Origin of the sequence: Bradyrhizobium vignae (genome assembly GCF_900324035.1) — a bacterium.
In the GTDB taxonomy this organism is placed as follows: Bacteria; Pseudomonadota; Alphaproteobacteria; order Rhizobiales; family Xanthobacteraceae; genus Bradyrhizobium; species Bradyrhizobium vignae.
In genome coordinates, this window is record NZ_LS398110.1 from 1,117,156 (window position 1) to 1,142,983 (window position 25,828).

General features: G+C 65.2%; 29 protein-coding genes and 1 riboswitch. Of the genes, 8 read left to right on the top strand and 21 right to left on the bottom strand.

Features of this window, described 5'->3' with window-relative positions:
• Window positions 1–225: 225 nt before the first annotated feature.
• The 7 genes from BRAD3257_RS05395 to uvrC all read right to left on the bottom strand — a co-directional run bounded on the left by BRAD3257_RS05395 (window position 226) and on the right by uvrC (window position 6,709).
• Window positions 226–1,356 (bottom strand): YihY/virulence factor BrkB family protein, encoded by a 1,131-nt coding sequence (locus tag BRAD3257_RS05395; protein ID WP_122400983.1) that lies wholly within the window; start codon window positions 1,354–1,356, stop codon window positions 226–228.
• Window positions 1,356–1,958 carry a phage holin family protein gene (locus BRAD3257_RS05400; protein ID WP_122400984.1) on the bottom strand — a complete coding sequence of 201 codons (603 nt, stop codon included), beginning with the start codon at window positions 1,956–1,958 and terminating at the stop codon, window positions 1,356–1,358. The genes BRAD3257_RS05395 and BRAD3257_RS05400 overlap by 1 nt, the downstream gene beginning before the upstream one ends.
• Window positions 1,959–2,045: 87 nt before the next feature.
• Window positions 2,046–3,005: a 50S ribosomal protein L3 N(5)-glutamine methyltransferase gene (gene prmB, locus BRAD3257_RS05405; protein ID WP_122400985.1), complete on the bottom strand. Its 960-nt coding sequence runs from the start codon at window positions 3,003–3,005 to the stop codon at window positions 2,046–2,048.
• Window positions 3,005–3,472 (bottom strand): molybdenum cofactor biosynthesis protein MoaE, encoded by a 468-nt coding sequence (locus tag BRAD3257_RS05410; protein ID WP_122400986.1) that lies wholly within the window; start codon window positions 3,470–3,472, stop codon window positions 3,005–3,007. The genes prmB and BRAD3257_RS05410 overlap by 1 nt, the downstream gene beginning before the upstream one ends.
• 201 nt (window positions 3,473–3,673) lie before the next feature.
• Entirely contained in the window at window positions 3,674–3,925 is a 252-nt protein-coding gene (moaD, locus tag BRAD3257_RS05415; protein ID WP_122400987.1) for a molybdopterin converting factor subunit 1, read from the bottom strand.
• Window positions 3,922–4,539 carry a CDP-diacylglycerol--glycerol-3-phosphate 3-phosphatidyltransferase gene (gene pgsA / locus BRAD3257_RS05420; RefSeq protein ID WP_122400988.1) on the bottom strand — a complete coding sequence of 206 codons (618 nt, stop codon included), beginning with the start codon at window positions 4,537–4,539 and terminating at the stop codon, window positions 3,922–3,924. The genes moaD and pgsA overlap by 4 nt, the downstream gene beginning before the upstream one ends.
• 97 nt (window positions 4,540–4,636) lie before the next feature.
• A complete protein-coding gene (uvrC, locus tag BRAD3257_RS05425; RefSeq protein ID WP_122400989.1) occupies window positions 4,637–6,709 on the bottom strand; it encodes an excinuclease ABC subunit UvrC in 2,073 nt (690 codons plus the stop codon).
• Window positions 6,710–6,958: 249 nt separating this feature from the next.
• Here uvrC and BRAD3257_RS05430 point away from each other — a divergent pair, with 249 nt between their 5' ends.
• Complete coding sequence (locus tag BRAD3257_RS05430) at window positions 6,959–7,582, top strand: outer membrane protein (RefSeq protein ID WP_162500121.1); 624 nt, start codon at window positions 6,959–6,961, stop codon at window positions 7,580–7,582.
• A 171-nt stretch (window positions 7,583–7,753) separates the two neighbouring features.
• Here the strand turns inward: BRAD3257_RS05430 and BRAD3257_RS05435 are convergent, their stop codons facing one another.
• The 4 genes from BRAD3257_RS05435 to BRAD3257_RS05450 form a co-directional block, all read right to left on the bottom strand.
• A complete protein-coding gene (locus tag BRAD3257_RS05435) occupies window positions 7,754–7,969 on the bottom strand; it encodes a cold-shock protein (RefSeq protein WP_008544396.1) in 216 nt (71 codons plus the stop codon).
• A gap of 252 nt (window positions 7,970–8,221) precedes the next feature.
• Window positions 8,222–9,082 (bottom strand): 23S rRNA (adenine(2030)-N(6))-methyltransferase RlmJ, encoded by an 861-nt coding sequence (locus BRAD3257_RS05440; RefSeq protein WP_122400991.1) that lies wholly within the window; start codon window positions 9,080–9,082, stop codon window positions 8,222–8,224.
• A gap of 188 nt (window positions 9,083–9,270) precedes the next feature.
• On the bottom strand, window positions 9,271–9,963 hold the full coding sequence (locus BRAD3257_RS05445; RefSeq protein WP_122400992.1) for a ribonuclease T2 family protein: 693 nt from the start codon (window positions 9,961–9,963) through the stop codon (window positions 9,271–9,273).
• Between the two features lie 119 nt (window positions 9,964–10,082).
• Entirely contained in the window at window positions 10,083–10,544 is a 462-nt protein-coding gene (locus BRAD3257_RS05450) for a hypothetical protein (protein WP_162500122.1), read from the bottom strand.
• Window positions 10,545–10,728: 184 nt separating this feature from the next.
• Here BRAD3257_RS05450 and BRAD3257_RS05455 point away from each other — a divergent pair, with 184 nt between their 5' ends.
• Both BRAD3257_RS05455 and BRAD3257_RS05460 read left to right on the top strand, forming a co-directional pair.
• The gene (locus BRAD3257_RS05455; RefSeq protein WP_122400994.1) at window positions 10,729–11,022 is read left to right on the top strand and encodes a hypothetical protein; all 294 of its coding nucleotides are present in this window, start codon (window positions 10,729–10,731) and stop codon (window positions 11,020–11,022) included.
• Window positions 11,023–11,066: 44 nt separating this feature from the next.
• The gene (locus BRAD3257_RS05460; protein WP_122400995.1) at window positions 11,067–11,597 is read left to right on the top strand and encodes a DUF3617 domain-containing protein; all 531 of its coding nucleotides are present in this window, start codon (window positions 11,067–11,069) and stop codon (window positions 11,595–11,597) included.
• A gap of 30 nt (window positions 11,598–11,627) precedes the next feature.
• Here the strand turns inward: BRAD3257_RS05460 and BRAD3257_RS05465 are convergent, their stop codons facing one another.
• From BRAD3257_RS05465 to BRAD3257_RS05475, 3 genes are read right to left on the bottom strand one after another with little or no spacing between them, the layout of a single operon-like run.
• Window positions 11,628–13,016, bottom strand: coding sequence for an ATP-binding protein (locus BRAD3257_RS05465; RefSeq protein WP_122400996.1), 1,389 nt, complete (start codon window positions 13,014–13,016; stop codon window positions 11,628–11,630).
• An 18-nt stretch (window positions 13,017–13,034) separates the two neighbouring features.
• A complete protein-coding gene (locus BRAD3257_RS05470) occupies window positions 13,035–13,763 on the bottom strand; it encodes a response regulator (RefSeq protein ID WP_122400997.1) in 729 nt (242 codons plus the stop codon).
• The gene (locus BRAD3257_RS05475) at window positions 13,760–14,302 is read right to left on the bottom strand and encodes a MarR family winged helix-turn-helix transcriptional regulator (RefSeq protein WP_122400998.1); all 543 of its coding nucleotides are present in this window, start codon (window positions 14,300–14,302) and stop codon (window positions 13,760–13,762) included. Before BRAD3257_RS05475 ends, BRAD3257_RS05470 begins: the two co-directional genes overlap by 4 nt.
• A 339-nt stretch (window positions 14,303–14,641) precedes the next feature.
• On the opposite strand from BRAD3257_RS05475, the gene BRAD3257_RS05480 reads away from it, so the two are divergent.
• The 4 genes from BRAD3257_RS05480 (at window position 14,642) to BRAD3257_RS05495 (ending at window position 18,345) form a co-directional block, all read left to right on the top strand.
• On the top strand, window positions 14,642–15,724 hold the full coding sequence (locus BRAD3257_RS05480; protein ID WP_122400999.1) for a branched-chain amino acid aminotransferase: 1,083 nt from the start codon (window positions 14,642–14,644) through the stop codon (window positions 15,722–15,724).
• 200 nt (window positions 15,725–15,924) lie between these two features.
• Complete coding sequence (gene hisS, locus BRAD3257_RS05485) at window positions 15,925–17,439, top strand: histidine--tRNA ligase (RefSeq protein WP_122401000.1); 1,515 nt, start codon at window positions 15,925–15,927, stop codon at window positions 17,437–17,439.
• Between the two features lie 55 nt (window positions 17,440–17,494).
• Window positions 17,495–17,743 (top strand): tautomerase family protein, encoded by a 249-nt coding sequence (locus BRAD3257_RS05490; RefSeq protein ID WP_122401001.1) that lies wholly within the window; start codon window positions 17,495–17,497, stop codon window positions 17,741–17,743.
• A 197-nt stretch (window positions 17,744–17,940) separates the two neighbouring features.
• The gene (locus tag BRAD3257_RS05495; RefSeq protein WP_122401002.1) at window positions 17,941–18,345 is read left to right on the top strand and encodes a thioesterase family protein; all 405 of its coding nucleotides are present in this window, start codon (window positions 17,941–17,943) and stop codon (window positions 18,343–18,345) included.
• A gap of 98 nt (window positions 18,346–18,443) precedes the next feature.
• Here BRAD3257_RS05495 and proC read toward each other — a convergent pair whose 3' ends face one another.
• Together proC and BRAD3257_RS05505 are read right to left on the bottom strand one after the other, a co-directional pair.
• Window positions 18,444–19,268 (bottom strand): pyrroline-5-carboxylate reductase, encoded by an 825-nt coding sequence (proC, locus tag BRAD3257_RS05500; RefSeq protein ID WP_122401003.1) that lies wholly within the window; start codon window positions 19,266–19,268, stop codon window positions 18,444–18,446.
• A 218-nt stretch (window positions 19,269–19,486) separates the two neighbouring features.
• Window positions 19,487–19,987 (bottom strand): type III secretion system chaperone family protein, encoded by a 501-nt coding sequence (locus tag BRAD3257_RS05505; protein ID WP_122401004.1) that lies wholly within the window; start codon window positions 19,985–19,987, stop codon window positions 19,487–19,489.
• Between the two features lie 408 nt (window positions 19,988–20,395).
• A riboswitch (FMN riboswitch) is annotated at window positions 20,396–20,554 on the top strand.
• A 77-nt stretch (window positions 20,555–20,631) separates the two neighbouring features.
• Here BRAD3257_RS05505 and BRAD3257_RS05510 point away from each other — a divergent pair.
• Window positions 20,632–21,192, top strand: coding sequence for a 6,7-dimethyl-8-ribityllumazine synthase (locus tag BRAD3257_RS05510; protein WP_122406389.1), 561 nt, complete (start codon window positions 20,632–20,634; stop codon window positions 21,190–21,192).
• Window positions 21,193–21,333: 141 nt separating this feature from the next.
• On the opposite strand, the gene BRAD3257_RS05515 is transcribed toward BRAD3257_RS05510, so the two are convergent.
• From BRAD3257_RS05515 to BRAD3257_RS05535, 5 genes are all read right to left on the bottom strand, one after another.
• Window positions 21,334–21,660, bottom strand: coding sequence for a hypothetical protein (locus BRAD3257_RS05515; protein ID WP_122401005.1), 327 nt, complete (start codon window positions 21,658–21,660; stop codon window positions 21,334–21,336).
• 209 nt (window positions 21,661–21,869) lie between these two features.
• The gene (locus BRAD3257_RS05520) at window positions 21,870–22,823 is read right to left on the bottom strand and encodes a ribose-phosphate pyrophosphokinase (RefSeq protein WP_162500124.1); all 954 of its coding nucleotides are present in this window, start codon (window positions 22,821–22,823) and stop codon (window positions 21,870–21,872) included.
• Window positions 22,824–23,008: 185 nt separating this feature from the next.
• Window positions 23,009–23,644 carry a hypothetical protein gene (locus BRAD3257_RS05525; RefSeq protein WP_122401007.1) on the bottom strand — a complete coding sequence of 212 codons (636 nt, stop codon included), beginning with the start codon at window positions 23,642–23,644 and terminating at the stop codon, window positions 23,009–23,011.
• Between the two features lie 291 nt (window positions 23,645–23,935).
• Complete coding sequence (gene pgeF, locus BRAD3257_RS05530) at window positions 23,936–24,703, bottom strand: peptidoglycan editing factor PgeF (protein ID WP_122401008.1); 768 nt, start codon at window positions 24,701–24,703, stop codon at window positions 23,936–23,938.
• Entirely contained in the window at window positions 24,700–25,818 is a 1,119-nt protein-coding gene (locus tag BRAD3257_RS05535) for a class I SAM-dependent methyltransferase (RefSeq protein WP_122401009.1), read from the bottom strand. The genes pgeF and BRAD3257_RS05535 overlap by 4 nt, the downstream gene beginning before the upstream one ends.
• Window positions 25,819–25,828 lie beyond the last annotated feature (10 nt).

Below are 25,828 nucleotides of genomic sequence, written 5' to 3' on the forward strand. Positions count from 1 at the left end.
GACTGCTTCACCCGGGAAAACACGGGCCGCGTCCGAACCCGTCACGCCTCATGCTCCCCGAAGCACGCATGAAGCTAACATCATTGTTGATTCGAGGGGATAGCGACCGTCTCACAGACCGGTCGGTCCGCCGCCGAAAGGCTTCTATCGGTATATCTGGACCCGCGATCACGCTCATCGCGCCCGAGACGCGGTCGGGCCAAGCTCCGGGCTGATCGCCCCCGCTCAAAATGGCGCGGGGGCGCCGACCGTGTCGGCCGAGACGGCCTCGCGGCTGCCGAGCGGCTTCGGCCGTCCGGTGGTGGTGTCGCGCAGCGTCTGCCGTTCGATCTCCGAGTTCAACTCGGCGCCGAACATGATGACGATCGCCGACATCCACATCCACATCATCAGGCCGATCGCAGCGCCCAGAGAGCCGTAGGTCGCATTGTAATTGGCGAATTCCGAGAGGTACCAGGAGAGCAGGGCCGAGCCGGCGATCCAGAGGATGGCCGCCGTCACCGCCCCAAGGCTGAGCCATTGCCATCGCGGGGCGTCGCGGCTCGGGGCGAAGCGGTAGAGGATGGCGAGCGCCACGAGCAGGATCAGGAACAGCAGCGGCCATCGGGCCAACGCCACGATCAATTTGCTTTCGGGCGCCATGCCGAGATGATTGAGCGCGAGCGGGAAGGCGACGACGGCCCCCACCATCAGCAGCAGTGCCACGATGCCGCCGACTGTGAAGGCCAGCGAGACCATGTTCAGGCGGATGAAGCTGCGCTTCTCGCGTTCCTCATAGGCGACATTGAGGGCGTCGAAGATCGCCTTGACCCCGGCATTGGCGCTCCAGATCGCAAGCACAAAGCCGAACAGGAATGTGGCCCCCAGCGCCGTGTTGCCCTTCGAGACCACGCGCCCGACCTGCTCCTCGACGATCTCGAACGTGCCCTGGGGCAGCATCATCGCCAGCTTCTGGAGGTTGGCGCTGATCGTGGCGGGATCGGCGAACAGGCCATAGGAAGAGACGACCGCGGTGACTGCGGGGAAGATCGCGAGCAGCCCGAAGAAGACGACGCCGCCCGCCGTCGCGAGCAGGCGATCCTCGTCGATACGCTGATAGGTCCGCCAGAAAATGTCCTTCCAGCCCGACCAAGGGATGTCGAATGGACTTTTCGCCCGGCGGCCACGGCCGGGCTGCACGGCGGCGCTCGCCGGGCTCGTTTCCGGTGAGTTCGCCTCGGCTTTGCGGTGGTCCTGCGGAGGCCCCAACCGGATCAGGCCGGAATCCTGAAAGTAGCGCTCCGCCGTCAGCACGAAGACCGCCGTCGCCGCCACCAGCAGCCAGGAGTCGATCGGTTCGGAGCGCCGCGCCAGCATCATGCCCCCAGACTGTGCCTGTGGCGCCGCCTCCGGGCGGCCGTCAGTCCGACCAGACCGACGGCCGCGAGCATCAGGCCAAGTTGCACGGGGCGGTTGGCGCGGACCGGCCAGGTGCTGTTGCCGTAATGTTTGCCGCCGTGACCGCGTTCGCCCGGCGCGAGCGGTGCGAGGGGAATTGTCGTTGCGACCTCCTTCACCGCCTGCTTGACCGTCCCGCGCGGGATCCGCGGCGTCGCGACCGCCACGCGCAGGCGGCTCGCAAGCGGCACGATCGGCTTGGGCTTGCGCCTCATCTGCGCCATCGCCACCCCGGCACAGACCGCAGCCAACACCAGCAGCACTGCGCCGACCGCGCCAAAACCCCAGAATTGCCCGTAACTGATGGCGATCCAGCGGTACAGGGCGATCAGCCCGACGAAAAGTGCCGCGACCACGAACAGGCCCGCGGCTGCGAACAGTCCGCCGGCCACGGCGTAAGATGTCACCTTGCCCGTTGCCTGGCTGGTCTGGTCACGCAGATAGGATTGAGCGGCGCGTTTGAGGTGGTTGAGCTTGAGTGCCACGCCGGCGCGCAGCAATTCGCCCGATGGCGCGAGCATGCGGACATCCTCCGAGAGCGAAAAAATGCATCGGAGGATGAACGTGGCGCTATTTGACTTGTTCCGAAGCGCGCGCGTCGCAAAGTCTCAGCCGAGATCGGCGGCTGCGATCCAGAACACCTCGCCCTCGGAATCTTCGGTGTCGAGCCAGAGCAGCGGCAAGTCCGGAAAGGCCTCGTCGACCAGCTCGCGGCCGCGCCCGATCTCGCAGATCAGCCCGCCGTCCGGCGTCAGGTGATCGGGCGCATCGCGCAGGATGCGGCGCACCACGTCGAGACCGTCGGCGCCGCCGTCGAAGGCGAGCTTTGGTTCGGCCCGGCACTCGGGCGGCAGCGCCGCCATGCCCTCGGCATCGACGTAAGGCGGGTTGGTGATGATCAGGTCGTATCTGTTGCCGCCGAGCGGGGCGAACAGGTCGCCGCGATGGAGGCTGATCCGGTCCGCCAGCCCGTATTCGCCGACATTGCGGGCGGCGACTTCAAGCGCACCCTTGGAGATATCGACGGCATCGACGGTGGCGTTCGGGAAATGATGCGCGGCGAGGATCGCAAGGCATCCCGATCCGGTGCAGAGATCGAGCACGCGCGCCACGGCCGTTGGATCATCGATCAACGAGCCGGCATCGCCGTCGCCGCCGAAATGCGAATCCAGCAGCTCGCCGATGAACGAGCGCGGAACGATGACGCGCTCATCGACATAGAAGGGCAGGCCGCGCATATAGATCTTGTTGACGAGATAGGCGGCCGGTTTGCGCGTTGTGACGCGCTTATGAATCAGATCGAGGATGGCCTTGCCTTCCGCTGCGGTGACGCGCGCGTTGGCAAAGATATCGAATTGTTCGGGATTGAGATGCAGCGCCTCGCAGATCAGGAAGGCGGCTTCCGCGACCGGGTCGGTGGTGCCGTGGGCAAAGGCGAGCCTGGCTTCGACGAAGCGGCTCACCGCATAGCGGACGAAGTCGAGCAGCGTGACAAGCTCGCCGGGCCCCACCTTTGCAAACTTCGGCGCCGCGCGGCCGCGCGCGGTCTTTTTTGCAGTTTTTGCCATCAGGATTTCGTCCAGCGCGCGGCGGCCTCCTCGTCACGGGCGTGGGCCTCGACCCAGCCGGTGCCGGTGGCGCTCTCTTCCTTCTTCCAGAACGGTGCACTGGTCTTGAGATAGTCCATCAGGAACTCGGCCGCCTGGAAGGCGGCCTGGCGGTGCTGCGAGGCGGTCAGCACCAGCACGATGTTCTGGCCGGGCATAAGGCGGCCGACGCGGTGAATCACCGTGACGCCATTCAGCGGCCAACGCGAGGTCGCCTCCTCGACATGGCGCTTGATCTCCTCTTCCGCCATGCCCGGATAATGTTCGAGCGTGAGCGCGGCGATCTTCGCGCTCTCCTCGTCGGCGCGGCAAATGCCGGAGAAGCTCACGACCGCGCCGATGTCGGTGCGGCTCTTGGTCAGGACCGCGATCTCGCGCGCGATGTCGAAATCGTCCTCCTGGATGCGGATGGTGACGGGACAGGTCATGATCGTGCCGCTTCGACACCTCTCCCATCGGGAGAGGTCGCGCCGAAGGCGCGGGTGAGGGGATACGCCCTCTCGTGAGACCTCTGACCCCTCACCCGGGTCGCGCCGGACGATGCTTTGCATCGCCGCGAGCGATCCGACCTCTCCCCGTTGGGGAGAGGTGAGGCGGCGCCGCACGCTGGTCTGTTCCAGGACATCGGCCTAGCCGCCGGTCATCGGCGGGAAGAACGCGATCTCGCCGGCGCCCGCGATCACGGCGTCTGATTTGACGTGGGCGCGGTCGATCGCGGCGCGGATCACCTTCGGCTTCTCGAATGCATACGCATGGGCCTCGCTTTGGCCGGAGAGCCAGGCGATCAGCTCCTCGACGGTGCGCACGCTTCCCGGCGGCTCGATCGTCTCTTCGGCCTTGCCGACGCGTTCGCGCACCCAGGCGAAATACTTCACCTTCATCCCTCGTCCTCCTTGATGAGGTGATGGATGCCGGCGCGGAAATAGTCGTAGCCGGTGTACATGGTGAGGATCGCAGAAGCCCACAGCAGCGCCAGTCCGATCATCGAGACGACCGGCACCACCTCGTCCCCGGCTGGACCAGCGAGCAGGAAGCCGATGGCGACGAGCTGGACCGTGGTCTTCCATTTGGCGAGCTTGGTCACGGGCACGCTGACGCGCAGCGCGGCGAGGTATTCGCGCAGGCCCGAGACCAGGATCTCGCGGCACAGGATCACGATGGCGGCCCACAGCGACCAGCCGTGGATGATGCCGTCCGCGGCCAGCATCAGCAGGCAGGAGGCAACCAGCAGCTTGTCGGCGATCGGGTCGAGCATCCGGCCGAACGCCGATTGCTGATTCCAGATCCGCGCATAATAGCCGTCGAGGTAATCAGTCACCCCGGCCGCGATGAAAAGGGCGACAGCGAGCCAACGCAGCCAGAGCGGCTGATCCAGAATCGACTGCGCATAGATGCATCCGACCACGACCGGGATCGCGGCGATCCGGCCATAGGTCAGGATGTTGGGGAGGGACATCGCGCGGCTGGTCGTCCCTCGTGTCGTGGCGATGTTCATCCGTCCTACCAATACCGCTCGGGCCCCAAGGTCAACCGTTCCCCTCCCCAGATGGGCGCGGGATGCAACGACCATATGACCGCGGCCCCCCTTTAGTTCATCCCGGCTGAGGATGGAAATATTCGAAAATCCTGCGGGCGCTCTCGGCGCTCACCCCCGGAACCTTGCCGAGATCGGCGATTGAGGCCCGTTCGATCTCCTTCAGGGTTCCGAAATGGTGCAGCAAGGCACGTTTGCGTGACGGGCCGATGCCCGGAATCTCCTGCAAGCCGGCCTCGCGGATGTCCTTCTTGCGCAGCTTGCGGTGCGAACCGATGACGAAGCGGTGGGCCTCGTCGCGCAGGCGCTGGATGAAATAGAGCACGGGATCGCGCGGCTCGAGTTTGATGGCCTCGCGTTCCGGCATGAACAGGGTCTCGCGGCCGGCATCCCGGTCCGGCCCCTTGGCGACGGACATCAGCGACACCTGGGTCAGGCCGAGATTTGCAAAGATCTCGCGAACGGCGTTGAGCTGGCCGCGGCCGCCGTCGATGATGACGAGGTCGGGCCATTGCGGGAAATCGTCGTCCTTGGCCTTGTCGTTTTCCTTGGCTGCACCGTCCTCGGGCGGATTGATCAGGCGCTTGAAGCGGCGCTCGAGCACCTCGCGCATCATGGCGTAGTCGTCGCCGGGCGTCAGCCCTTCCGACTTGATGTTGAACTTGCGGTACTGGTTCTTCACGAAGCCGTCGGGGCCGGCGACGATCATGGCGCCGACCGCATTGGTGCCCTGGATATGGCTGTTGTCATAGACCTCGATACGCTTGGGCGCATGCGGCAGGTTCAGCGTCGCGGCCATGGCCTCGAGCAGGCGGCTTTGCGTTGCGGTGTCCGCGAGCTTGCGGCCGAGCGCCTCGCGCGCATTGGTCAGCGCGTGAGTGACCAGCTCCTTCTTCTCGCCGCGCTTGGGCGCGGTGATCTCGACCTTGTGGCCGGCCTTGATCGAGAGCGCATTGGCGAGCAGTTCGCATTCCTCGATCTCGTGCGAGAGCAGGATGTTCTTCGGCGGCGGCTTGTCATCGTAGAACTGGGCGAGGAACGAGCCGAGCACCTCTTCCGGCGTAAAGCTCTTTTCCGCGCGCGGAAAATAGGCGCGGTTGCCCCAGTTCTGGCCGGTGCGGAAGAAGAACACCTCGACGCAGGAGAAGCCACCCTCCTGGTGGATGGCGAACACGTCGGCTTCCTCCACCGTGCGCGGATTGATGCCCTGCTGCGACTGGATCGCCGACAGTGCGGCGAGGCGGTCGCGGTAGAGTGCGGCGCGCTCGAATTCGAGCTCGCTGGCCGCCTTCTCCATCTCGCCGGCGAGCTCCTGCTTCACCGCATGGCTCTTGCCGGAAAGAAAGTCGCTGGCCTCGCGCACCAGCGTCGAATAACCGCCGAAATCGATCTCGCGGGTGCACGGACCGGCGCAGCGGCGGATCTGATACAGCAGGCAGGGGCGGGTGCGGCTCTCGAAGAAGGAATCGGTGCAGGAGCGGATCAGGAACGCGCGCTGCAGCGCCGTGATGGTGCGGTTGACCGCGCCGGCGGAGGCGAACGGGCCGAAATAGCGGCCGGGCCGGGTCTGTGCGCCGCGATGTTTCAGGATCTGCGGCGCCCAATGGTCGCCGGTGATCAGGATATAGGGGAACGACTTGTCGTCGCGCAGCTGCACGTTGAAGCGCGGCCGCAGCTGCTTGATGAGGTTGGCTTCCAGCAGCAGCGCCTCGGTCTCGGTGTTGGTCGAGACGATCTCCACGGTCACGGTGGCCGCGATCATGCGCAGGATGCGGGCCGGCAGCGGCGCACTCTGGCGCGCATAGCTGGACAGTCGCTTTTTGACGTTCTTGGCCTTGCCGACATAGAGCACGTCGGCGTTCGCATTGAGCATGCGATAGACGCCGGGCGAGGTGGGTGCGAGCCGAACCGCGCGCTCGATCGCCTCATGACCGGTCGCCAGCGGGCCTTCGCCAACCGCGCCGCTCTCTTCCAGGATATCCGGCAGCAGCGCATCGTCCTCGTCGTCGCCGCCCGCTGCCGCGGGATCGACGTCCGGCGCTGCCAGGCGCTCGGGCGGCGCGTCGGTCGCACCAGGGCGCGGCGACTTACGCGCGCGGTCGTCCGGATTGTCGGAGGAATCGTGAACCATGGGGCGAATTTAGGTGCTGGGGGGGCCGATTTGAAGTTCCGGCCTTGCTGCACGCACAGGATGGCGGCCAGTTCCCGGTAACGCTTCCTTAAGTCTGTTAAGCGGGCGGTAACCCGACTTAACAGCCCTTTAACTTAAAACTCTCGATAAATCCTGCGCGAAAAATTCTTGGTTCCGTAACCATGCGACGGTGTCGGCGCGGCGGCGCGGGCATCGCGAGGGGTTGCGACAGTTGCGTTGGAGTGAGTGATGAAGAGGTTCGTTGTGGGCGCAGCCGCGTTGGTTGCCGCCGGCTGGACAGCTTCGGCAGAGGCCGCCGATCTCAATTACGGGCAGCGTGCGCCCTATACCGTCAATCAGCCGCTCAATGCCTATAGCTGGGCAGGTCCCTATCTCGGCGGCAACATCGGCTATGAATGGGGCTCGGTCGACAACAACCCGACGAAGCCGTCGGGCTTCGTCGGCGGTGTTCAAGCCGGCTACAATTTCCAGAACGGCCCGTGGGTGTTCGGTGTCGAAGGCGACATCCAGGCGAGCGGTGCCGACGATACCTTTGCGCCGTGGAAATTCTCCAATCCGTGGTTCGGCACCCTGCGCGGCCGCGCCGGCTATGCGTTCAGCAATGTGCTGTTCTACGGCACCGCCGGTCTCGCTTTCGGCGAGCTGCGTGGGCAGACCTTTGGCTGGACGGAGTCGCACACCACCGCGGGCTGGACGATCGGTGCTGGCGCGGAAGTCGGCTTCGCGCCGAACTGGAGCGCCAAGCTCGAATATCTCTACATCGATCTGTCGACGAGCCAGTTCGCCATTACGGGCGTGTCAAACGGCTATAGCGCCAGCGTTGTCCGCGCAGGCGTGAACTATCACTTCTGACATCCAAAGAAGAAAATACCGGACCAGCCTCCCGGCCGCTCGCGGCCGGGATTTTTTTACTCAGGGCTCGCTAAAGCATGATCCGGAAAAGTGCGAAGCGGTTTTCCGGAAAGATCATGCGTAAACAACAAGCTAAAGCGCGATGACGATTCATCCAAATCTCATTGCGCTTTAGGAGAGGATCACCAAATTGACCGCTTTCGGTCCCTTCCCCTTCTTGTCCGGTTCGACTTCGAAAGTAATACGCTGTCCTTCGGCAAGGTCTTTCAGTCCCGCCCGCTCCACAGCGGTGATGTGAACGAATACATCGCGACCGCCGTCATCGGGCTTGATGAAGCCGTAGCCGCGCTCGCCGTTGAAGAACTTGACCGTTCCCGTCATGGCCATCGGGAAACTCCCCCTCATTGCTCCTCCGCCGCGACGCAGACTCACGTCACGACATGACCGGGCCTCACGCAGCCCGGGAGCTGGCCATCCTTCGACGGACCTCATCGGTCCGGCGGGATCTTTCTTAGGGCCTTCACTCCGCCGCAACCATTCGCGGAAGCGGAACGTAAAGCCAGTCACAGAAACAGCATAATACGGTTCTTTGCAGATTGACTACGGGTCCTGCATATTTTTCCCAAGAATGCCGGAGTGTTACGGTCTCGGCACCTCCAATCGGAATCTGGCAGCCCCGCCCTGGCCGAGCGGCATTTCCAGCTCGGGCAGGATGGTCTTGAGCTCGCCGTGCAGCGTATAGGGCGGATTGACGATCAGGAGCCCAGTGGAGGTGAGGGCGGCGCCGTCGGCTTGCGGCGCGACGCTGAATTCGAGGCGCAGGCATTTCCCCGGCGGCTTTGCTGCAGCTGCGAGCCGCGCGACCGTTTGGGCCAGCGTGTCGGTGGCCCGCCGGTTCTTGGCCGGATACCAAATGACATAGATACCGGTCGGCCATTTTGCGAAGGCCGCCGCGAAGGCCTCGCCCAGCCGCTCGAACTCGTCCTTGGCTTCGAACGGCGGGTCGATCAGCACGAGGCCGCGCCGCTCCTTCGGCGGCACGAAGGCCGGCAGCGCCACCCAGCCGTCGAGATCGACCACGCGGGCCTGCTCGTCGCGGCGCAGCACGTCGATCAGCGCTTTCCGCGCCTTCGGCTCGAGCTCGCAGGCGACGAGGCGGTCTTGCGGTCTGAGCAGGCCGCGCGCAATCAGCGGCGAGCCTGGATAAGCCCTAAGCTCGCCCTTCGGATTGAAGGCGCGGACGATGTCGAGATAGGGCTTGATCAGCGCCGCGGTCTCGTTCGACAGGCGCGCCTGCAGCAGCCGCGCAATGCCGGTCAGCCATTCGCCGCCGCGGCGCGCCTCGTCGCTGTCGAGATCGTAGAGCCCGGCGCCGGCATGGGTGTCGATGACGCGGAACGCCGCGGGCTTGTCCTGCAAGTAAGTGAGGATGCGCGCCAGCACGATGTGCTTGATGACATCGGCGAAGCTGCCGGCGTGGAAGGCGTGGCGGTAGTTCATGAAACAGCACTACGCCACGTGATGGCTTCAGCAAAGAGGCACGATCACATGTCCCGGACGCGGTGCAGCGCGTAACGCTGCGCCGCTGAGCCGGGACCCAGCTCTTTTTCGTATTGGGCCTCAGATCAGCAGCGCACTACGCCGCGGTTCGCGGCGTAGTGCGCTGAATCCCGGCCACAAGAGCGGGGCTACCCGCCCCTGATCGGCGGCATCGTCACCTGGTCGCGGCGGCAGGCGCGGCGCTCGATCTCGTCGCAGGCGCGGAATTGCAGGTCCTTGCTGAGGCAGATGCGGACCTCGGAGAGCCGGGTCCGGTTGCAGGTGACCGAGATGGCGGCATTGCTGAGACCGGGATTGGCCTTGATGAAGGCTTCCTCGACCTCCGCCGGCGCCACGGTCTTGGCCTGCGACAGATCGAGATATTCGGGCGGAATCTTGATCGCGGCGCGCGCCTTGCGGATCGTCTCGAAATAGCTGCGGCCTTCGAGCCCGGAGCAGGTGCCGTGTTTGTCCCATTCGTTGAAGATCAGGCCCGGCGCCGGCATCAGGTCGAGCATCGAGGAGACGATGCTGCGATTCAGCCGCGGCGCCGGCCGCTGGCAGTATTCCGGAAAGCCGTTCTCATATTGCGGCCACAGCCCATGCACCACGAAAGCGTAAGGCCGTCCCCCGCATTGCATCTGTGACCGGCCGCCGCGTTCGGCCGCTTCCTCGCAGAACGATGGCGACCATGACAGCGAAAGCACATAGAAGTCGAATTCGCCGGGCGCGTTCTGCCGCTTGTCCTGGGCCTTCGCACCGCCGGCGAGAGTTGCCAACCCGGCAGCAAGGGTCAGCGAGATCATCAGACGGGACAACGAACGCAATCTGGAATAAAACATGGCGACGCCCTCAACTAGACTGTGCACGCAGCCTAGCAGGCGGTTGGAACATTTCAAGAACAAAATTTGGAGCCGCTCTCGTGCGCCGGCCGATCAGCCCGAATCAGGCGCTCTTCGGATCAGGGTTTGGCGGCGCGGCAGGCCGGGTTGTAGGCCCAATTGCGATCGAGCCCGACCACGCACCACTCGACGCCGTTGCCGTAGCCGGCAAAGCCGCCGTCCTCGATGAGCGAGAAATGCACCCTGCGCACCTTGCCGTCGTTGAGCATGGCGTCAGCGGTGCAATAGCGGCGCGGAATGTTATCGGACTGCCAGGGGCGGAACGCGACCTCGCGAACGGCCGAGAAGCCGGTGATCTTCAAGGAGGAATTCCAGAACGAGCTTTCTTTCTCCCAGAACTGGGTGGCGATCGTCGGCAGCGCCTTGTCGCAATCGGCAACGGCGCCGTCGTAGCGCGGGCCGCTCAGCCAGAAATTCAGCTCAAGTCCGTTGGCGGCCTTGGCTTCGCCGAGCGACAGTGCCCCGAACATGAGGCCGAGCACGGCGGCGAAGCGGAGCGATTTCGAGGAGGGGGCGCGCATGATCAATCCAGACAGCTGAGGTCTTGCGAAGGTCGGACGGTGCCGCGAAGGCCGGGGGAGGTCAAGTGCAGCGCGGCAACACTTCGCCAGGAGTTGACCAAGACGTCGCGGCCAACTGGCCTTCGGTTCTTTTCACTTCCATCCCGGCACCGTAAACTGCCGCTAACAAATTGGAGTGACAGGAATGCGAATCATTGCGGCCGCGGGCCTTCTTGCCTTGGGGTTGATGGCGAGCCAATCGGCGCGCGCCGATATCCTTCCGGTGCCTCCGTTCAAGGGCAACGACACCGGCGGCATCATCGCCTATTCGATGGCGACCCAGGTCGACGCGCGGCAGGTCGCGGTCGATCACTGCGCACGCTACGGCAAGGTCGCGAAATTCCTCGGCGTGCAGGCCTATGAGGGCGGTTACATCTCGTTCTCCTGCCGCTGGGTGCCCTATGGCGCCGCCGATCGGCCGATCCGCACGCTCTACTGAGGCGTTGTCGAAACGCCGCAATCTGTTGGCCGGGAGCTTCCCACATGACGCGCAAACTCGCTTTGCTCGGCTCGACGCTTTGCCTCGCGTTGTCGGCAGGTAGCGCCAGTGCCGATGACCTGCCGGTGCGCAAGGCCGGTCTTTGGGAGATGAAGCTGGTCACATCAGGCTCGCCCGTGCCCGAGATGACCATGCAGCACTGCACCGACGAGACCGTCGACAAGGAGATGAGCAACAACGTCTCCCCGATGGCCAAGCAGATCTGCGCCAAGCAGGAGATCAGGAAGACCGCGACCGGCTATGTCAGCGATTCCGAGTGCAGCGTCGCCGGCGTCAGCACGACCTCGCATGCCGATATCACTGGCGATTTCAACTCGGCCTACACGGTGAAGACGACCTCGCATGCGCAAGGCGGCGTCGCCGGCGCGGCGGGGCGCGATAACACCACGACGCTGCAAGCCAAGTGGCTGGGAGCCTGCAAGCCGGAGCAAAAGCCCGGCGACATCGTGATGCCAGGCGGTTTCAAGATGAACGTGCGCGACATGGACAAGCTGAAGGCGCTGCTGCCGAAGTAGGGTGAGATGGTCGTGAGACCGTAGCCCGAGCTACACCGGAATCCTCACGCTCGCCCTCAATCCGCCCATCGGGCTGTCACCCAGCGTGATGTCGCCGCCATGCGAGCGGGCGATGTCGCGGGCGATGGCGAGGCCGAGGCCGGTGCCGCCTTCGTCCTGGTTGCGGGCGTTGTCCAGCCGGAGGAACGGCTTGAACACCTCTTCGCGCAAGTGAGCGGGAATGCCTGGGCCGTCGTCGTCGATCGTGACGGTGAGATAACGGTGATCGCGCTGGCCTGTGATGGCGATCGCCTTGCCGTAGCGCGCCGCGTTGGTGACGAGGTTGGCGAGGCAGCGCTTGAACGAGGCGGGCTTCACCGTCACCACCGGCAACCCGTGGAAGGCCACGGTTGCAGTGTGGCCATGGCGCTCGGCATCGCTGCGCAACTCCTCGAGCGCTTGCGCCATGTCGGTCGGCTGCGACTGCTCGCCGGAATCGCCGCGGGCAAACGCGAGGTAATCCTCGAGCATCATCGACATCTCGTCGACATCCTTGCGCATGCCCTCGAGCTCGGGGCTGTCACCGATCAGCGCCAGCTCGAGCTTGAAGCGGGTCAGGATGGTGCGCAGATCGTGGCTGACGCCGGCGAGCATCGCGGTGCGCTGCTCCATCGTGCGCTCGATGCGCGACTTCATCTCGAGGAAGGCGACCGCCGCGCGCCGCACCTCGCGTGCACCACGCGGCCTGAAATTTGGCGCCTCGCGGCCCTTGCCAAAACTTTCGGCGGCATCGGCAAGGCGCAGGATCGGCTTGATCTGGTTGCGCAGGAACAGCACAGCGACGATCAGGAGGATCGAGGACGTGCCGACCATCCAGAACAGGAAAATCTCCGAATTCGAGGCGTAGGCGGCGCTGCGCTGCGCGAACACGCGCATCACGGCGTCGTCGAGCTGGATGCGGATTTCGACCAGGTTGGAGCGGCCGACCGTGTCGATCCAGAACGAGCGTCCGATCTGGCGGCCGAGCTGCACCGACAGCGTCTGATCGAGCAGCGAGAAGAACGGCTTTGGCCCTGGCGGCGGCATGTCGCCGGCGGGCAGGAAGTCGACGACGAGGCCGAGACGCTGTTGCGCGATGCGGCGGATCTGGTCGCGGTCCTTGTCTTGCGGATAGCCCTTGTAGACGTCGATCAGCGCGGCGATGTCCTGCACCACGGCAGCGGACAATCTGCGCGTCACCGTGTTCCAGTGCCGCTCCATGAACACGAAGGCGACGACCGATTGCAGCACCACCATCGGCACGATCATGATGAGGAGCGCGCGGGCATAGAGGCCGGTCGGCATCCAGCCCTTGAACGCATTGCCCATCCAGCCATTCGCCGCCGAAACGCGGCCGGCGGCGCTCTTCAGAAGCGTCAGGCCGGTATCGATCGTGCTCATCTAGCGCGCTTCACTGATTTATGGCGAGGCAACCAGGCGGTAGCCGATGCCTCGCACCGCCTGCAAAAACAGCGGATTGGCGGGATCGGTCTCGATCTTGCGCCTGAGGCGGTTGATCTGCACGTCGACGGCGCGCTCGTTGACGCTGCCATTGCCGGTCAGTGCGCTGCGCGGCACGGTCTCGCCCGGCGTCTCCGCGAGAATCCGCAGCATCTCGCGCTCGCGATCGGTGAGGTGGATGACCTCCTCGCCCTGGCGCAACTCGCCGCGATCGAGATGGTAGACGTAGGGACCGAACGCGATCTTCTCGACGGTCGTGGCCTGCGGCGGCGGCGCGGCGCGCTTGAGGATGTTGTTGATGCGCAGCGCAAGCTCGCGCGGCTCGAAAGGCTTTGCCACGTAATCGTCGGCGCCGATCTGGAGGCCCTCGATACGGGCTTCGGCCTCGTGCCGCGCCGTCAGCATCACGATCGGCACCGAGGACGAGGTCCGGATGAAGCGGGCAAGGTCGAAGCCGGTCTCGCCGGGCATCATGACGTCGAGGATCAGGAGATCGAAATGCAGGCCCAGCAGTTTCGAGCGGGCATCGCCGGCGCTCGCCGCGGTGGTGACGCGGTAGCCCTCACTGGCGAGAAAGCGCGAGAGCAGATCGCGGATGCGGCGATCGTCATCGACCAGCAGCAGATGCGGGGCATCGTCGGCGGGTTGCACCGGCGGGCGGGCGAGCGTGGCAGCGAGCACGGTCACTCCTTGGCGTCGTGGTTGACGGAAGAGAAGATCGTCTCGAGCACCTTGTCCGGATCGTCGCGGTCGATCATCGCGCGCAGGAAGCGCTTCACGATCTCGGCGTCCTGCGGAGCCAACTCCGCGAGCGCCCTGGTGATCCGCGTGGTCTGGAGCCCGGCGAGCTTCTGCACCAGCGCCTCGCCCTTCGGTGTCGCGTAAAGCAGACGCTGGCGGCGATCATTGTCACCGGTCTTCTGCACGATGTAGCCCTCGTCCAGGAGCTGCTTGAGCACCCGGCCGAGCGACTGCTTTGTGATGCGCAGGACGTCGAGGAGGTCGGCGACCTTGAGGCCGGGATAGCGATAGACGAAATGCATGACGCGGTGGTGGGCGCGGCCGAAGCCGAACGCCTCCAGCTCCTGGTCGGGATCGCCGACGAAGTCGCGATAGGCGAAGAACAAGAGCTCGATGATATCCCAGCGCAAATTGCCTCCATCAGACGCGGCGGGCCGAGATTCGGCGACGTCAGGAGAAGAGGCTGCGAAATTTATGTCAGGCATATTGACGTATCTTGGGTTCAATGTTACAAAACGATCGACCCGGACGAAATTTTAGATCGTTTTCGCGTCGGGCGGTGTCGAAGCAGGGACGGCGAAAAGGGCCGGACAGGCGACGACGGCCGGATCAGATCTACCGTGCGATTGTCGAGCGGCATTTCGGCAAAACATACTGGACTTCCGCCTTCCGCAAAAGCATGTCCTCGGCGACATGCTGGCCACGGAAACCGGCCGTAACAAGGCTGGCGGCGGTCCGGCCAAGAACCCAATCAAGCCAGCCGGGCCCGAAACGGGCAGGCGGGCGCCAGAACAGCGCCGCAACCGGCAGCGGGAGGCAAGGACATGAGCATGAAATTCGACATCCAGCCCGCATCCAATCCGACGTCCGAAAAGGACCGTATCGCCAAGCTGGTGGACCCCGGCTTCGGGCGGGTTTTCACAGATCACATGGCGATCGTCCGCTACAATCAGGCCAAGGGCGGCTGGTACGAAGCGCGGATCGAGGCGCGCGCCAACTTCCAGCTCGATCCGGCCGGCGCGGTCCTGCATTACGCCCAGGAAATTTTTGAAGGCCTCAAGGCCTACAAGCGCGACGATGGCGGGGTGAACCTGTTCCGCCCCGACGCCAATGCGCGCCGCTTCAAGGACTCGGCGGACCGCATGGCAATGGCTCAGTTGCCTGAGGATGTCTTCATCGAGGCGGTCGAGCAGGTCGTGCGCATCGACCGCGCCTGGATGCCGGGCGGCGAGGGCAGCCTGTATTTGCGCCCCTTCATGATCGCGAGCGAGACCTTCCTCGGCGTCAAGCCGTCGTCGGAATATATTTTTGCGGTGATCGCGTCGCCCGTCGGCTCCTATTTCAAGGGCGGGCCTGCGCCGGTCTCGATCTGGGTCTCCGAGAACTACACGCGCGCCGCGATCGGCGGCACCGGCGCGGTCAAGTGCGGTGGCAATTATGCCGCGAGCCTGCGCGCCCAGGCGGAAGCGATCCAGCACGGCTGCGATCAGGTGGTGTTCCTCGATGCGGTCGAGCGCCGCTATATCGAGGAGCTCGGCGGCATGAACATCTTCTTCGTGTTCGACGACGGCTCGCTCTCGACGCCGCCGCTCGGCACCATCCTGCCCGGCATCACCCGCGACTCCATCATCACGCTGGCACGCGATGCCGGCAAGACCGTGCGCGAAGAGCCGTATTCGCTCGAGCAGTGGCGCAAGGATGCGGCCTCAGGCAAGCTGAAGGAAGCGTTTGCCTGCGGCACTGCCGCCGTCATCTCGCCGATCGGCAAGGTGCGCTCGGTGAGCGGCGATTTCGAGATCTCGGGCGGCGCCGCCGGCCCCGTCGCCATGGGTCTGCGCAAGCAGCTCGTCGACATCCAGTACGGCCGCACCAACGATCCGCACAACTGGATACGGAAAGTCTTCTAGGATTCTCGTGTCCCCGACGCGGCGCAGCACTTCTTCAGCGGTGCGCCGCAGAGCCGGGACCCATCCCAGCGTCAATGGACTCCGGATCAGCAGCGCACCACGCCGCCAAGAGGCGGCGCGCTGGGGAGCGCCGGCTGGCATCTGGCACGAGCAGCCGTAGGACGGTTGCCGCCTCCCGCGTCGGCTGGTAAACGCCGCGCATGGCCGAGAAACCCAAAAAACCCCAGAAACTGAAGGCGCGCCTGCCGCGCGGGCTCGAGGATCGCGATCCCGCCGCGATCCGGGCGACGCGCGAGATGGTCGAGAAGATCCGCGCCGTCTACGAGCTCTACGGTTTCGAGCCGGTGGAGACGCCGGCGATGGAGTACACCGACGCGCTCGGAAAATTCCTGCCCGATCAGGATCGGCCGAACGAGGGCGTGTTCTCGTTCCAGGACGACGACGAGCAGTGGATCAGCCTGCGCTACGATCTGACCGCGCCGCTCGCCCGCTATGTCGCCGAGAATTTCGACACACTGCCAAAGCCCTATCGCAGCTATCGGGCCGGCTACGTGTTCCGCAACGAGAAGCCCGGCCCCGGCCGCTTCCGCCAGTTCATGCAGTTCGATGCCGACACCGTCGGCTCGGCGACGCCGGCGGCGGATGCCGAGATCTGCATGATGGCGGCGGACACGATGGAAGCGCTCGGCATTGCGCGTGGCCAGTATGTGGTGAAGGTGAACAATCGCAAGGTGCTCGATGGCGTTCTGGAAGCCATCGGTCTGGCGGGTGAGGAAAATGCGGCACGCCGACTGACCGTGCTGCGAGCGATCGACAAGCTGGACAAGTTTTCCGCCGACGAAGTGCGCAAGCTGCTTGGTCCTGGACGATGGGATGGCGGCGAAGAAGGCAAGGGCGACTTCACGAAAGGCGCCAATTTGAGCGCGGCGGAGGCTGACGTTGTTCTCGCCATCACCAAGCCGCGCGAAGATTGGAAAGACGCCATCGCGGCGGCAGAGGCTTATCTCGCCAAGAGCGAAGTCGGTCAGGCCGGTGTCAGCGAGCTGGAAGAGATCGCCAAGCTGGTGACGGCGTCGGGTTACGGGGCAGATCGGATCAAGATCGATCCCTCCGTCGTGCGCGGTCTCGAATATTACACCGGTCCCGTCTACGAGGTCGAACTGCTGCTCGACACCAAGGACGAGAAGGGCCGCCCGGTGCGCTTCGGCTCGGTCGGCGGCGGTGGCCGCTATGACGGCCTCGTCTCGCGCTTCCGCGGCGAGCCGGTGCCGGCGACCGGTTTCTCGATCGGCGTGTCGCGGCTGCAGGCGGCGCTGACGCTGCTCGGCAAGCTCGACACGCGGCCCGAGTTCGGTCCCGTGGTCGTCACCGTGTTCGACCGCGACCGTGTCGCCGACTACCAGAAGATGGTGGCAAGCTTGCGCACCGCCGGCATCCGCGCCGAGCTCTATCTCGGCAATCCCAAGAACATGGGCAACCAGCTCAAATATGCCGACCGCCGCAACTCACCTTGCGTCATCATCCAGGGCTCGGACGAGAAGGCGCGTGGCGAGGTGCAGATCAAGGATCTGGTCGAGGGCGCCAAGGCGGCGGCTGCGATCGCCTCCAATCAGGAATGGCGCGAGAGCAGGCCGGCGCAGTTCTCGTGCAGCGAGGCGGATATCGTCGCCAAGGTGCGCGAGGTCCTGGCGCGCCATGACGTGAGCTGGGGCTAGCTATTCGCAGGCGGCGTCATGCGCGGGCTTGTCCCGGGCATCCGCGTCTTGTTTGATGGCGACCGTCAATGGCCGGTGTTCGGCCGCAAGGGAGAAAAAAATGCCTGAGATCACCATCAGCATGGCCGAAGGCCGCACGGACGAACAGAAGGCCGGCATGATGCGCGACATCACCCAGGCGCTGGTGAAGAATCTCGGCGTCGACGCCGATGCCGTCGTCATCCAGATCAACGAAGCCCCGCTCCGCCACAAGATGAAGGGCGGCAAGACGTTCGTGGAGCGCGCGGCGGCCGCAAAGAAGTAGTTTCGGCTGGCGCGGCATTTTCCGCTGTCGTCCCGGACAAGCGTCAGCGCGGATCCGGGACGCAAGCCCCAGGGAGCGGTTGTGGGGTGAAGCGGTAACTCCGAGTCCCTGCAATCACGAGGTTCTGTGGTTATGGATCCCGGATCGGCGCGCGCTCAAGGCGCGCTTGTCCGGGACGACACCTTGTTTGAGGCACCATGGACGCACGCGACTTCATCAAGGTTGGCATGAGCGCCGAGCGCACGCTGGTGGTGCCAGTGGAGCGCACCGTCGGGCACTTCGTGCCCGGCATGCCGTTGGTTTACGCGACGCCGATGATGATCCTGGAGATGGAGATGACATCCGGCGATGCGATCCGCTCAGCGCTTCAGCCGGGCTGGGTCACCGTCGGCACCGAGGTCGACATCCGCCATCTTGCCGCTGCGCTCGTCGGCGCGACGGTGCGGACCACCGCAAAGGTGGTCGCCGTCGAGCGCCGCGTCATCCGCTTCGAGGTCGAGGCCTTCGAGGGCACGCGCAAGCTCGGCGAGGGCCGCCACGCCCGCGGGCTCGTGAATGTCGAGCTGTTCAACAAGCGGCTAGCCGCAGGCTCGAAATCGTAGGGCGGGCAAAAGGCGCGGAGCGCCGTGCCCACCATCTTTCCCGAATCTCGATCGAAATGGTGGGCACGCTTTCGCTTTGCCCGCCTTACGGCACTTTTCTATTTCGCCAATTCCTTCGACCGCTTCGTCGCCGCCGCGATGGCGCGGATCATCAGATCGCGCAACCCCGGTTCGCCCATCAGCACGCCGAGCGCCGCGGCCGTGGTGCCGCCGGGCGAGGTGACGTTCTGGCGCAGCGTGCTGGCGGGCAGCTCTGAGCGGTGCAGCAGCTCGCCGGAGCCGGTGACGGTTTCGCGGGCGAGCTTCGTCGCCAGCGCCTCGGGCAAGCCCGCTTCGACGCCGGCCTGCGCCAGCTCCTCAGCGAGCAGGAAGACATAGGCCGGTCCCGAGCCGGAGACGGCCGTCACCGCGTCCATCAATCCTTCATCCTCGACCCATTCCACCGAGCCGGTGGCGCACAGCAGCGCATCAGCCACCGCGCGCTGCGCGGGGCTGACGTTCTTCGCCGCGACGGCAACGGTGATGCCGCGGCCGATCGCGGCCGGCGTGTTCGGCATCGCGCGCACCACGGCGCCGCCGCAGACCTCTCCAAGCGAGGCGATCGTGGTGCCCGCCATGATCGAGACCACCGAGGTCTTGTCCGAGACGAACGGCTTCAGCTTGGCGCCGGCCTCGCGGAACATCTGCGGCTTCACCGCGACGACCAGCGTGTCGATCGCGCCCGCGGTCGTCGCGTCAGGATTGAGCACGACGCCCTTGTCGGCCAGCGCGGAGATCTCGGGCGCAACGTGCGGATCGATCACCGCAACGCGGCGCGGATCGAGTCCGCCCGCGAGCCATCCCGTCAGCATCGCGCCGCCCATCTTGCCGGCGCCGGCAAGCAGGATGGTGCCGGTGATGTTTTGGAGGGTGTTGTTTGCCATCGGTGATCACCACAAGCTCGGTGTCGTCCCGGCCTAGCGCGCAATTGCGCGCGGGGGGCCGGGACCCATAACCACGACTGGTTCTAGTGGATGGAGGTGTTGGCAACAAGCCGCGTGCCACAAGGGACATCACTCGGTATGGACTCCGGATCTGCGCGCGCTTTAGGCGCGCTTGTCCGGGACGACGCGGGGAGGGGGCGGCGGCTCCCTCAAGACCCCTACGCCTCGCCCACCGTGTCGAACATCGCCGCGTCCATGGCCTCCGCGGTGGTCTTGCCGGCCCACACCACGAACTGGAACGCCGGGAAGTAGCGCTCGCAGGCGTGAATGGCGCCGGCGAGCATGGCCTCGCATTGCGCGGTCGAGGCGGTGAGGCCGCCCGGCAGCACCAGAGCCTGGCGGTGCATGATCAAGCCGGTGTTGGTCCACAAATCGAAATGGCCGACCCACAGCTGCTCGTTCACGGCGGCGACGAGCCGCTGCACCTCGCTTCGCCGCGGCAGCGGAATTTTCATGTCGAAGGCACACGCCAGATGCAGCGCCTCGATCTCGCCCATCCAGGTGAAGGAGAGCTGGTAATCGGTCCATTGTCCCTTCGAGACAATCGTGAGTTCGTCTTCGCCAGAGCGTTCGAACGGCCAGTTGTTGCTGGCAGCGATATCCTCGACCACCGCGAGCGGATGGCTTCTGGAATCGATAGTGCCTTCGAGCAGGGACATGCCGTCTCGACCTCTTGCCTTCTTGTTGTCTTTGATACGCACGCGGTTGGGTCCGGCGCGCGCTCCCCTAACGTCGTCGATCTCGGGAGTCGCTTTCGCGATCTCCTTCCGATCGGCGCGGCCTGTCGCGGATCAACTGATGTGATTTGCGGAATCTGCGCAACTGGGTCCCGAGTCCGTCCACAAGCCAGGACTCGTTCGTCCACAGCTGATCTCGGCCACAATTGTTAACGAATGAGAACAAATCGGAATCGGATTCCCGAAAACCCCCAGTCGCTAATTCCGCTGTGCGAGGGGGCGCACCGCCCCTGCAGCATGGGACCATGCGGTTTTGGGCTGCGGAACACGCTTGCTTGCTGCCCCCGACCGGCGGCATAGTTCCAGCCAGGTCGCTCAATCCCGGGCGGCCGATGTTCTCAGGGCGGGGTGAAAGTCCCCACCGGCGGTAAGGGCCGAAAGGCCCAAGCCCGCGAGCGCCTTCCGTGAGGGTCATCCCGAAGGGAAGGGTCAGCAGATTCGGTGCAACTCCGAAGCCGACGGTCAAAGTCCGGATGAAAGAGAACGGTCGGTGGCAGACGCATCGCAAGATGCGGCTGTTTGTCGTTCCGTGTGCCCTGATTCTGGTCCTTAAACCGAGGAAAGCCATGAATCAGATGTTGCAAGATCCCCAAACCGAAACGTCCCAGCCCACTCGACCGCCGGTTCCGCAGGACCCGGTGCCGGAGCATCCGCGCTTCGCAAAGCCGCAGCGGGTGGCCTTCGTGCAGGCCTGCTGGCACCGCGATGTGGTCGCGGAGGCCCGCATCGCCTTCCTGAAGGAGGCGGAGGCACGGCACCTCACACATGTCGACGTGTTCGAGGTGCCGGGCTCGTTCGAGATCCCGCTGCACGCCCAGGTCCTCGCCAAGACGCGGCGCTACACCGCGATCGTCGCCGCCGGTCTCGTCGTCGACGGCGGCATCTATCGCCACGAATTCGTCGCGGACACCGTGATCAAGGCGCTGATGGATGTGCAGCTCCGCACCGAGGTGCCGGTGTTCTCGGCGGTGCTGACGCCGCAGCAATTCCACGAGACCGAGGTGCACTACGACTTCTTCCGCAAGCATTTTGCGATCAAGGGCGTCGAGGTCGCGGCAGCCTGCGCCGAGACGTTGCACGGCCTGGAGCGCCTGCGCGGCCAGGTCGCGGCGGGGATCGTAGGATAAGTCGAAGAGCCGTTGCAGCGTTCTTGCAGCGAGACCCGGACTCTCGAGAGTCCGGGGGCTCTGTTGCCGCGCCCTGGAATGACCAGGGTGCAGATACAAGCAAGTCGGTCGGCCATGGAGGCCGACCGACTTGTCATGGGATCACGCCGCCTTGGTATTGCTCAGCGGTGTTGAATCGGTGTTCACCGTGATGCTGCTGGCGAGGCTGCCGGCGTCGTCGAACAGCTCGATGGCGCCGAGATTGAGGTCGACCTCCCGCCAGAAGAACGACGAGATGCAATCGTTCATGTTGACGGCGCGCAGGTCGACAGCCTCGGTCTTGCCGGTGCCGACCAGATCGACGCAGCGGCCGCAGCCGCTGAGGTCTGCCACGGTCTTGCCGGCAGGGACCGACATCACGTTATCCATCAACGTCATCACAGTGCCGACCGGCAGGTTGAACGCGACGAAGGTGGCCTGGTCGAACATCAATGATTGGAGCCGCTGACGCTGGTCGGCACGAAATCGCCGGTGCTGAGTCGAAGCGCTGGCTGCTCCAATTGTCATCGCGGAACAGCGCCACCGAGCCGCTGGAGAGCTGTGTGGCGGGCGCGGAAGGCGCAGGCAATCTGGTGAGCAGGCTAACCTGGGTGGCGGGGTAATCTCGCCTCTCTCGGCAAGCGGGAGGGGGCGAAAAATCAGTCGAACAGGCTCGACACCGACTCTTCCGCAGCGGTGCGCGCGATCGCATCCGAGATCAGGCTGGCGATCGGCAGGGTGCGGATGTTCGGCGCCTTGGTCACCGCCTCGGTCGGCAGGATCGAATCGGTGATCACCAGCTCCTTCAGCTTCGAGCCGGAGATGCGCGCGGCCGCGCCGCCGGAGAGAACGCCATGGGTGATGTAGGCGTAGACGTCCTTGGCACCCTTCGCGATCAGCGCGTCGGCCGCGTTCACCAGCGTGCCGCCGGAATCGACGATGTCGTCGACCAGGATGCAGCTGTAGCCGGAGACATCGCCGATCACGTTCATGACTTCGGATTCGCCCGGACGCTCGCGGCGCTTGTCGACGATCGCGAGCGGGGTGTTGATGCGCTTGGCAAGGCCACGGGCGCGGGCCACGCCGCCGACGTCGGGCGAGACCACCATCACCTTGCCGAGGTCGAAACGTTCGCGGATGTCGCGCACCATCAGGGGGGCGGCGAACAAATTGTCGGTCGGGATATCGAAGAAGCCCTGGATCTGGCCGGCATGCAGGTCGAGCGTCATGACGCGGTCGACACCGGCATGGGTGATCAGATTGGCCACGAGCTTGGCCGAGATCGGCGTGCGCGAGCCGGAACGGCGGTCCTGCCTGGCATAGCCGAAATAGGGGATCACCGCGGTGATGCGGCGCGCCGAGGAGCGGCGCAGCGCGTCGGTGATGATCAGCAGCTCCATCAGATTGTCGTTCGCCGGGAACGACGTCGACTGGATGATGAAGGCGTCCGAGCCGCGGATGTTCTCCTGAACCTCGACAAAGATCTCCATGTCGGCGAAGCGCCGCACCACCGCCTTGGTCAGCGGCATGTCCAGGCCTTGCGCGATCGCCTGGGCGAGAGCCGGGTTGGAGTTGCCGGCGACGAGCTTGATGGAGCCGTTTTTGGCCGACATGGACGTTTCCTCCCGCGCTTTGCTGGATACGACGTTCAACATCAGAAAATACCCACAGGCAGCACGGTTACGACGCGCGAGGAAATATCAGGCCGGGGGCTCGAATGGCAACCCGGGATGCTACAGTTTTCCCTGCGAAAATCCCGAGTCGGGCCAACGGCTTGGCCGTGACTTGAGCCCGTGGTTTAGCGGGGGTCATCGGCATAGCCGAGGGCCGAGGCCGGCATGTCCGACGCTGGCGGCTGCTGGATCACGCTCGCGACCGCCGGCCCCCGGAGGCCGGGAGCCGCGCCCGGTGCATCCGGCGTTCCGTTGATCATGTTGGAAAGTCCGCTGAATCCGGCCTGGGCGATCTTCCGCAGTACCAGGTCGTCGGCGGCCGCCCAAGCATCACGTGTCGCGTCGCGACCACCCTTGGCCGAGGTCGGTTCCTCACCGGACAGGCGCAGCGCCCGTTGCTGATTGGCGTCATAGACGTCCCAGACCCAGGCGATCACGGTCCTGCCGCGGACGACCTGGGCGGAGAGGTAGCTGCGCACGCGGTAGGCGGCCGTGCCCTCGCGGGAGACGACGGACAGGCTGCGTAGCTTGGATTCGCTGTCGAGCACGCCGACCATGCGGTCGAACACTTGCGGCGGCGGCCCGTCGATCGATTCGAACGCCACCGTCGCACCCGAGCCGGTGCTCGGCGCCATTGCATAGGAGTTGGCGGCACTGCCGCCGCCACCGGCGCAGCCGCCAAGTGCGGTCGCAGCCGCCAGCAGCATGACCGCCAGCACGCGCGAACCCGCGCGGCGCAGAAAAGATGACGCTTCCCTCATTGGAGGGCAGCGATATCGTTAAAACGCATTAACGTCTAGGGCGGAGGCGACACAAAAGGGGGGCCGAAGGAAATGGGGTATTGCCACCCTGGTTTGCGTCACATGGAAGCTTCTCGTGTCCCGGACGCGCTGCGGCGCGTAGTGCCGCTGCGCTGAGCCGGGACACGAGATTGGCGCCGAGATCGAGATTGCAGAGAATCGAGATTGCAGAGAATCCAGATTGCAGAGACATGGGCCCCGGCTCAGCGGCGCATCACTTGCGTGCTGCGCCGCGTCCGGGGGCACGAGCCCTCAGCCCTCGAGCGCGATCGCGTGAACGTGGCGGCCGTAATCCGGCTCCTTGCGATGCACCGAGCGGCGGTAGCTGAAGAAACGTTCGTCGGCGTAGGTGTCGAGCCCGAGATCGTCGATCATCAGGATGCCGGCGGCTTCCAGCCGCTTGCGGATGAAGCCGGCGAGATCGAACATCGCGTGGCCCTCGCGCACCGACGGGATGAAGAACACCGCGTTGTCCGCGTCCGCCTCGATGAAGCGCGCGACGAACTCGTTGCCGACCTCGTAGCTGTCCTGCCGGATCAAGGGGCCAATCGCGGCAATGATACCGCCGCGCGTGGCGCCGAGTTGCTCCATCGCCGAGATCGTTGCTTCCAGCACGCCTGACAGCGCGCCCTTCCAGCCGGCATGGGCGCCGCCGATCACGCGTGCATTGGGATCGACGAACAGCACCGGCCCGCAATCGGCGGTGGAGACGCCGAGCGCGATGCCGGGCGTCTTCGTCACCAGCGCATCGCCCCTCGGCCGCGGCCCGTTCGGCCACGGCGCGTCAGCCACGAGCACGTCGGGCGAATGGATCTGGTGCAGGCTGAGGAAGCGTTCGGGCGCGACGCCGACATGTTCGGCCATGCGGCGGCGGTTCTCGGCGACCAGCGCCTGATCGTCGTTGGAGCCGAGCCCGCCGTTCAGCGCACAATAAATGCCACCGGAGACGCCGCCCTCGCGGGTGAAGAAGGCATGGCGCAGGCCGGGCACGGCTGACAGCAGCGAGGAAGCAATCGTCATGAGGCCTCTCCTGCGTGTTCGAGATCGCTGAGGCCGGCAAGGCCCGATAGCCGCGGCTCGGAGATGCCGAGCACCTTGAACATCGAGCCCATGCCGCCACGCCCGGTATCAGTCAGGCGCTTGAGTGCCACCGAAATGTCGGTAGCCACCTCCGGCGCCGCCTTCTGCATCAGGGCGGCGGCGCGGGTGTCGATGCCGATCCGCTTGAGGAAATCGCCTTGCGTCACCGGGCCGTGCACGCGGGCGCCGACATCCTCGGCCGCGCGCACCAGCGCCTGGAAGTCGACATGCGCGGTGACGTCGGCCTGGCCCGGCGCCTTCAAGGGATCGGCGAAGGTGTGGCGCGCGATGGCCTGGAAGGTGTCGCCGGCATCGCTGCGCAGATGGCCGTAGTCGATGATCAGCGCCGCGCCGTCCTGGTCGCGCACGCGCGTGGCGAGCTTCATGATTTCGCCGTCGGGCCGCCATTCGAATACGGCCCCTATGGGCGCGGCGCGCACCAAGGGCGGCAGCAGCACGTCGAAGCGTGGCGTCGGCTCGGGCGCCGCGCCGAACTGAAGCCTTCCGTTGGGATCGATCTCGATGACGCGCTCGTGCCAGCCGTTTTCGTGGCGGATCATCTGATGGATCGGCAGCACGTCGAAATATTCGTTGGCGAGGATGATGCTAGGCCCCTCCGGCACCTCGTCGATGCTGTCGTGCCAGGCGACGTTGCGCACGTTGGCCAGCGTCGCGCTCTGCCGTTCGCGCAAGACGGGGTTGACCTCGACCAAGTGGATGTGAAGCGCCTGGTAGAGCGGCGGCAGCACGCGCAATGCGCGCAGCGCATCGGCCATCATGGTGCCGCGGCCGGGCCCGAGCTCGATCAGCCGCAGGAATTGCGGCGAGCCCATCTGCTTCCACACCGAGGCGGTCCACAGGCCCAGGAGCTCGCCGAACATCTGGCTGACCTCGGGCGCGGTGGTGAAATCGCCCTCGCGCCCGAGCGGATCGCGCGAGACGTAATAGCCGTAGCGCGGATGCATCAGGCACAGTTCCATGTACCGCCAGACCGGCATGGGCCCTGAGGATTTGATCAGCGCCTTGATCTCGTTGAGGAGCGGCTGGTCGGTCACGGCGTGCTTT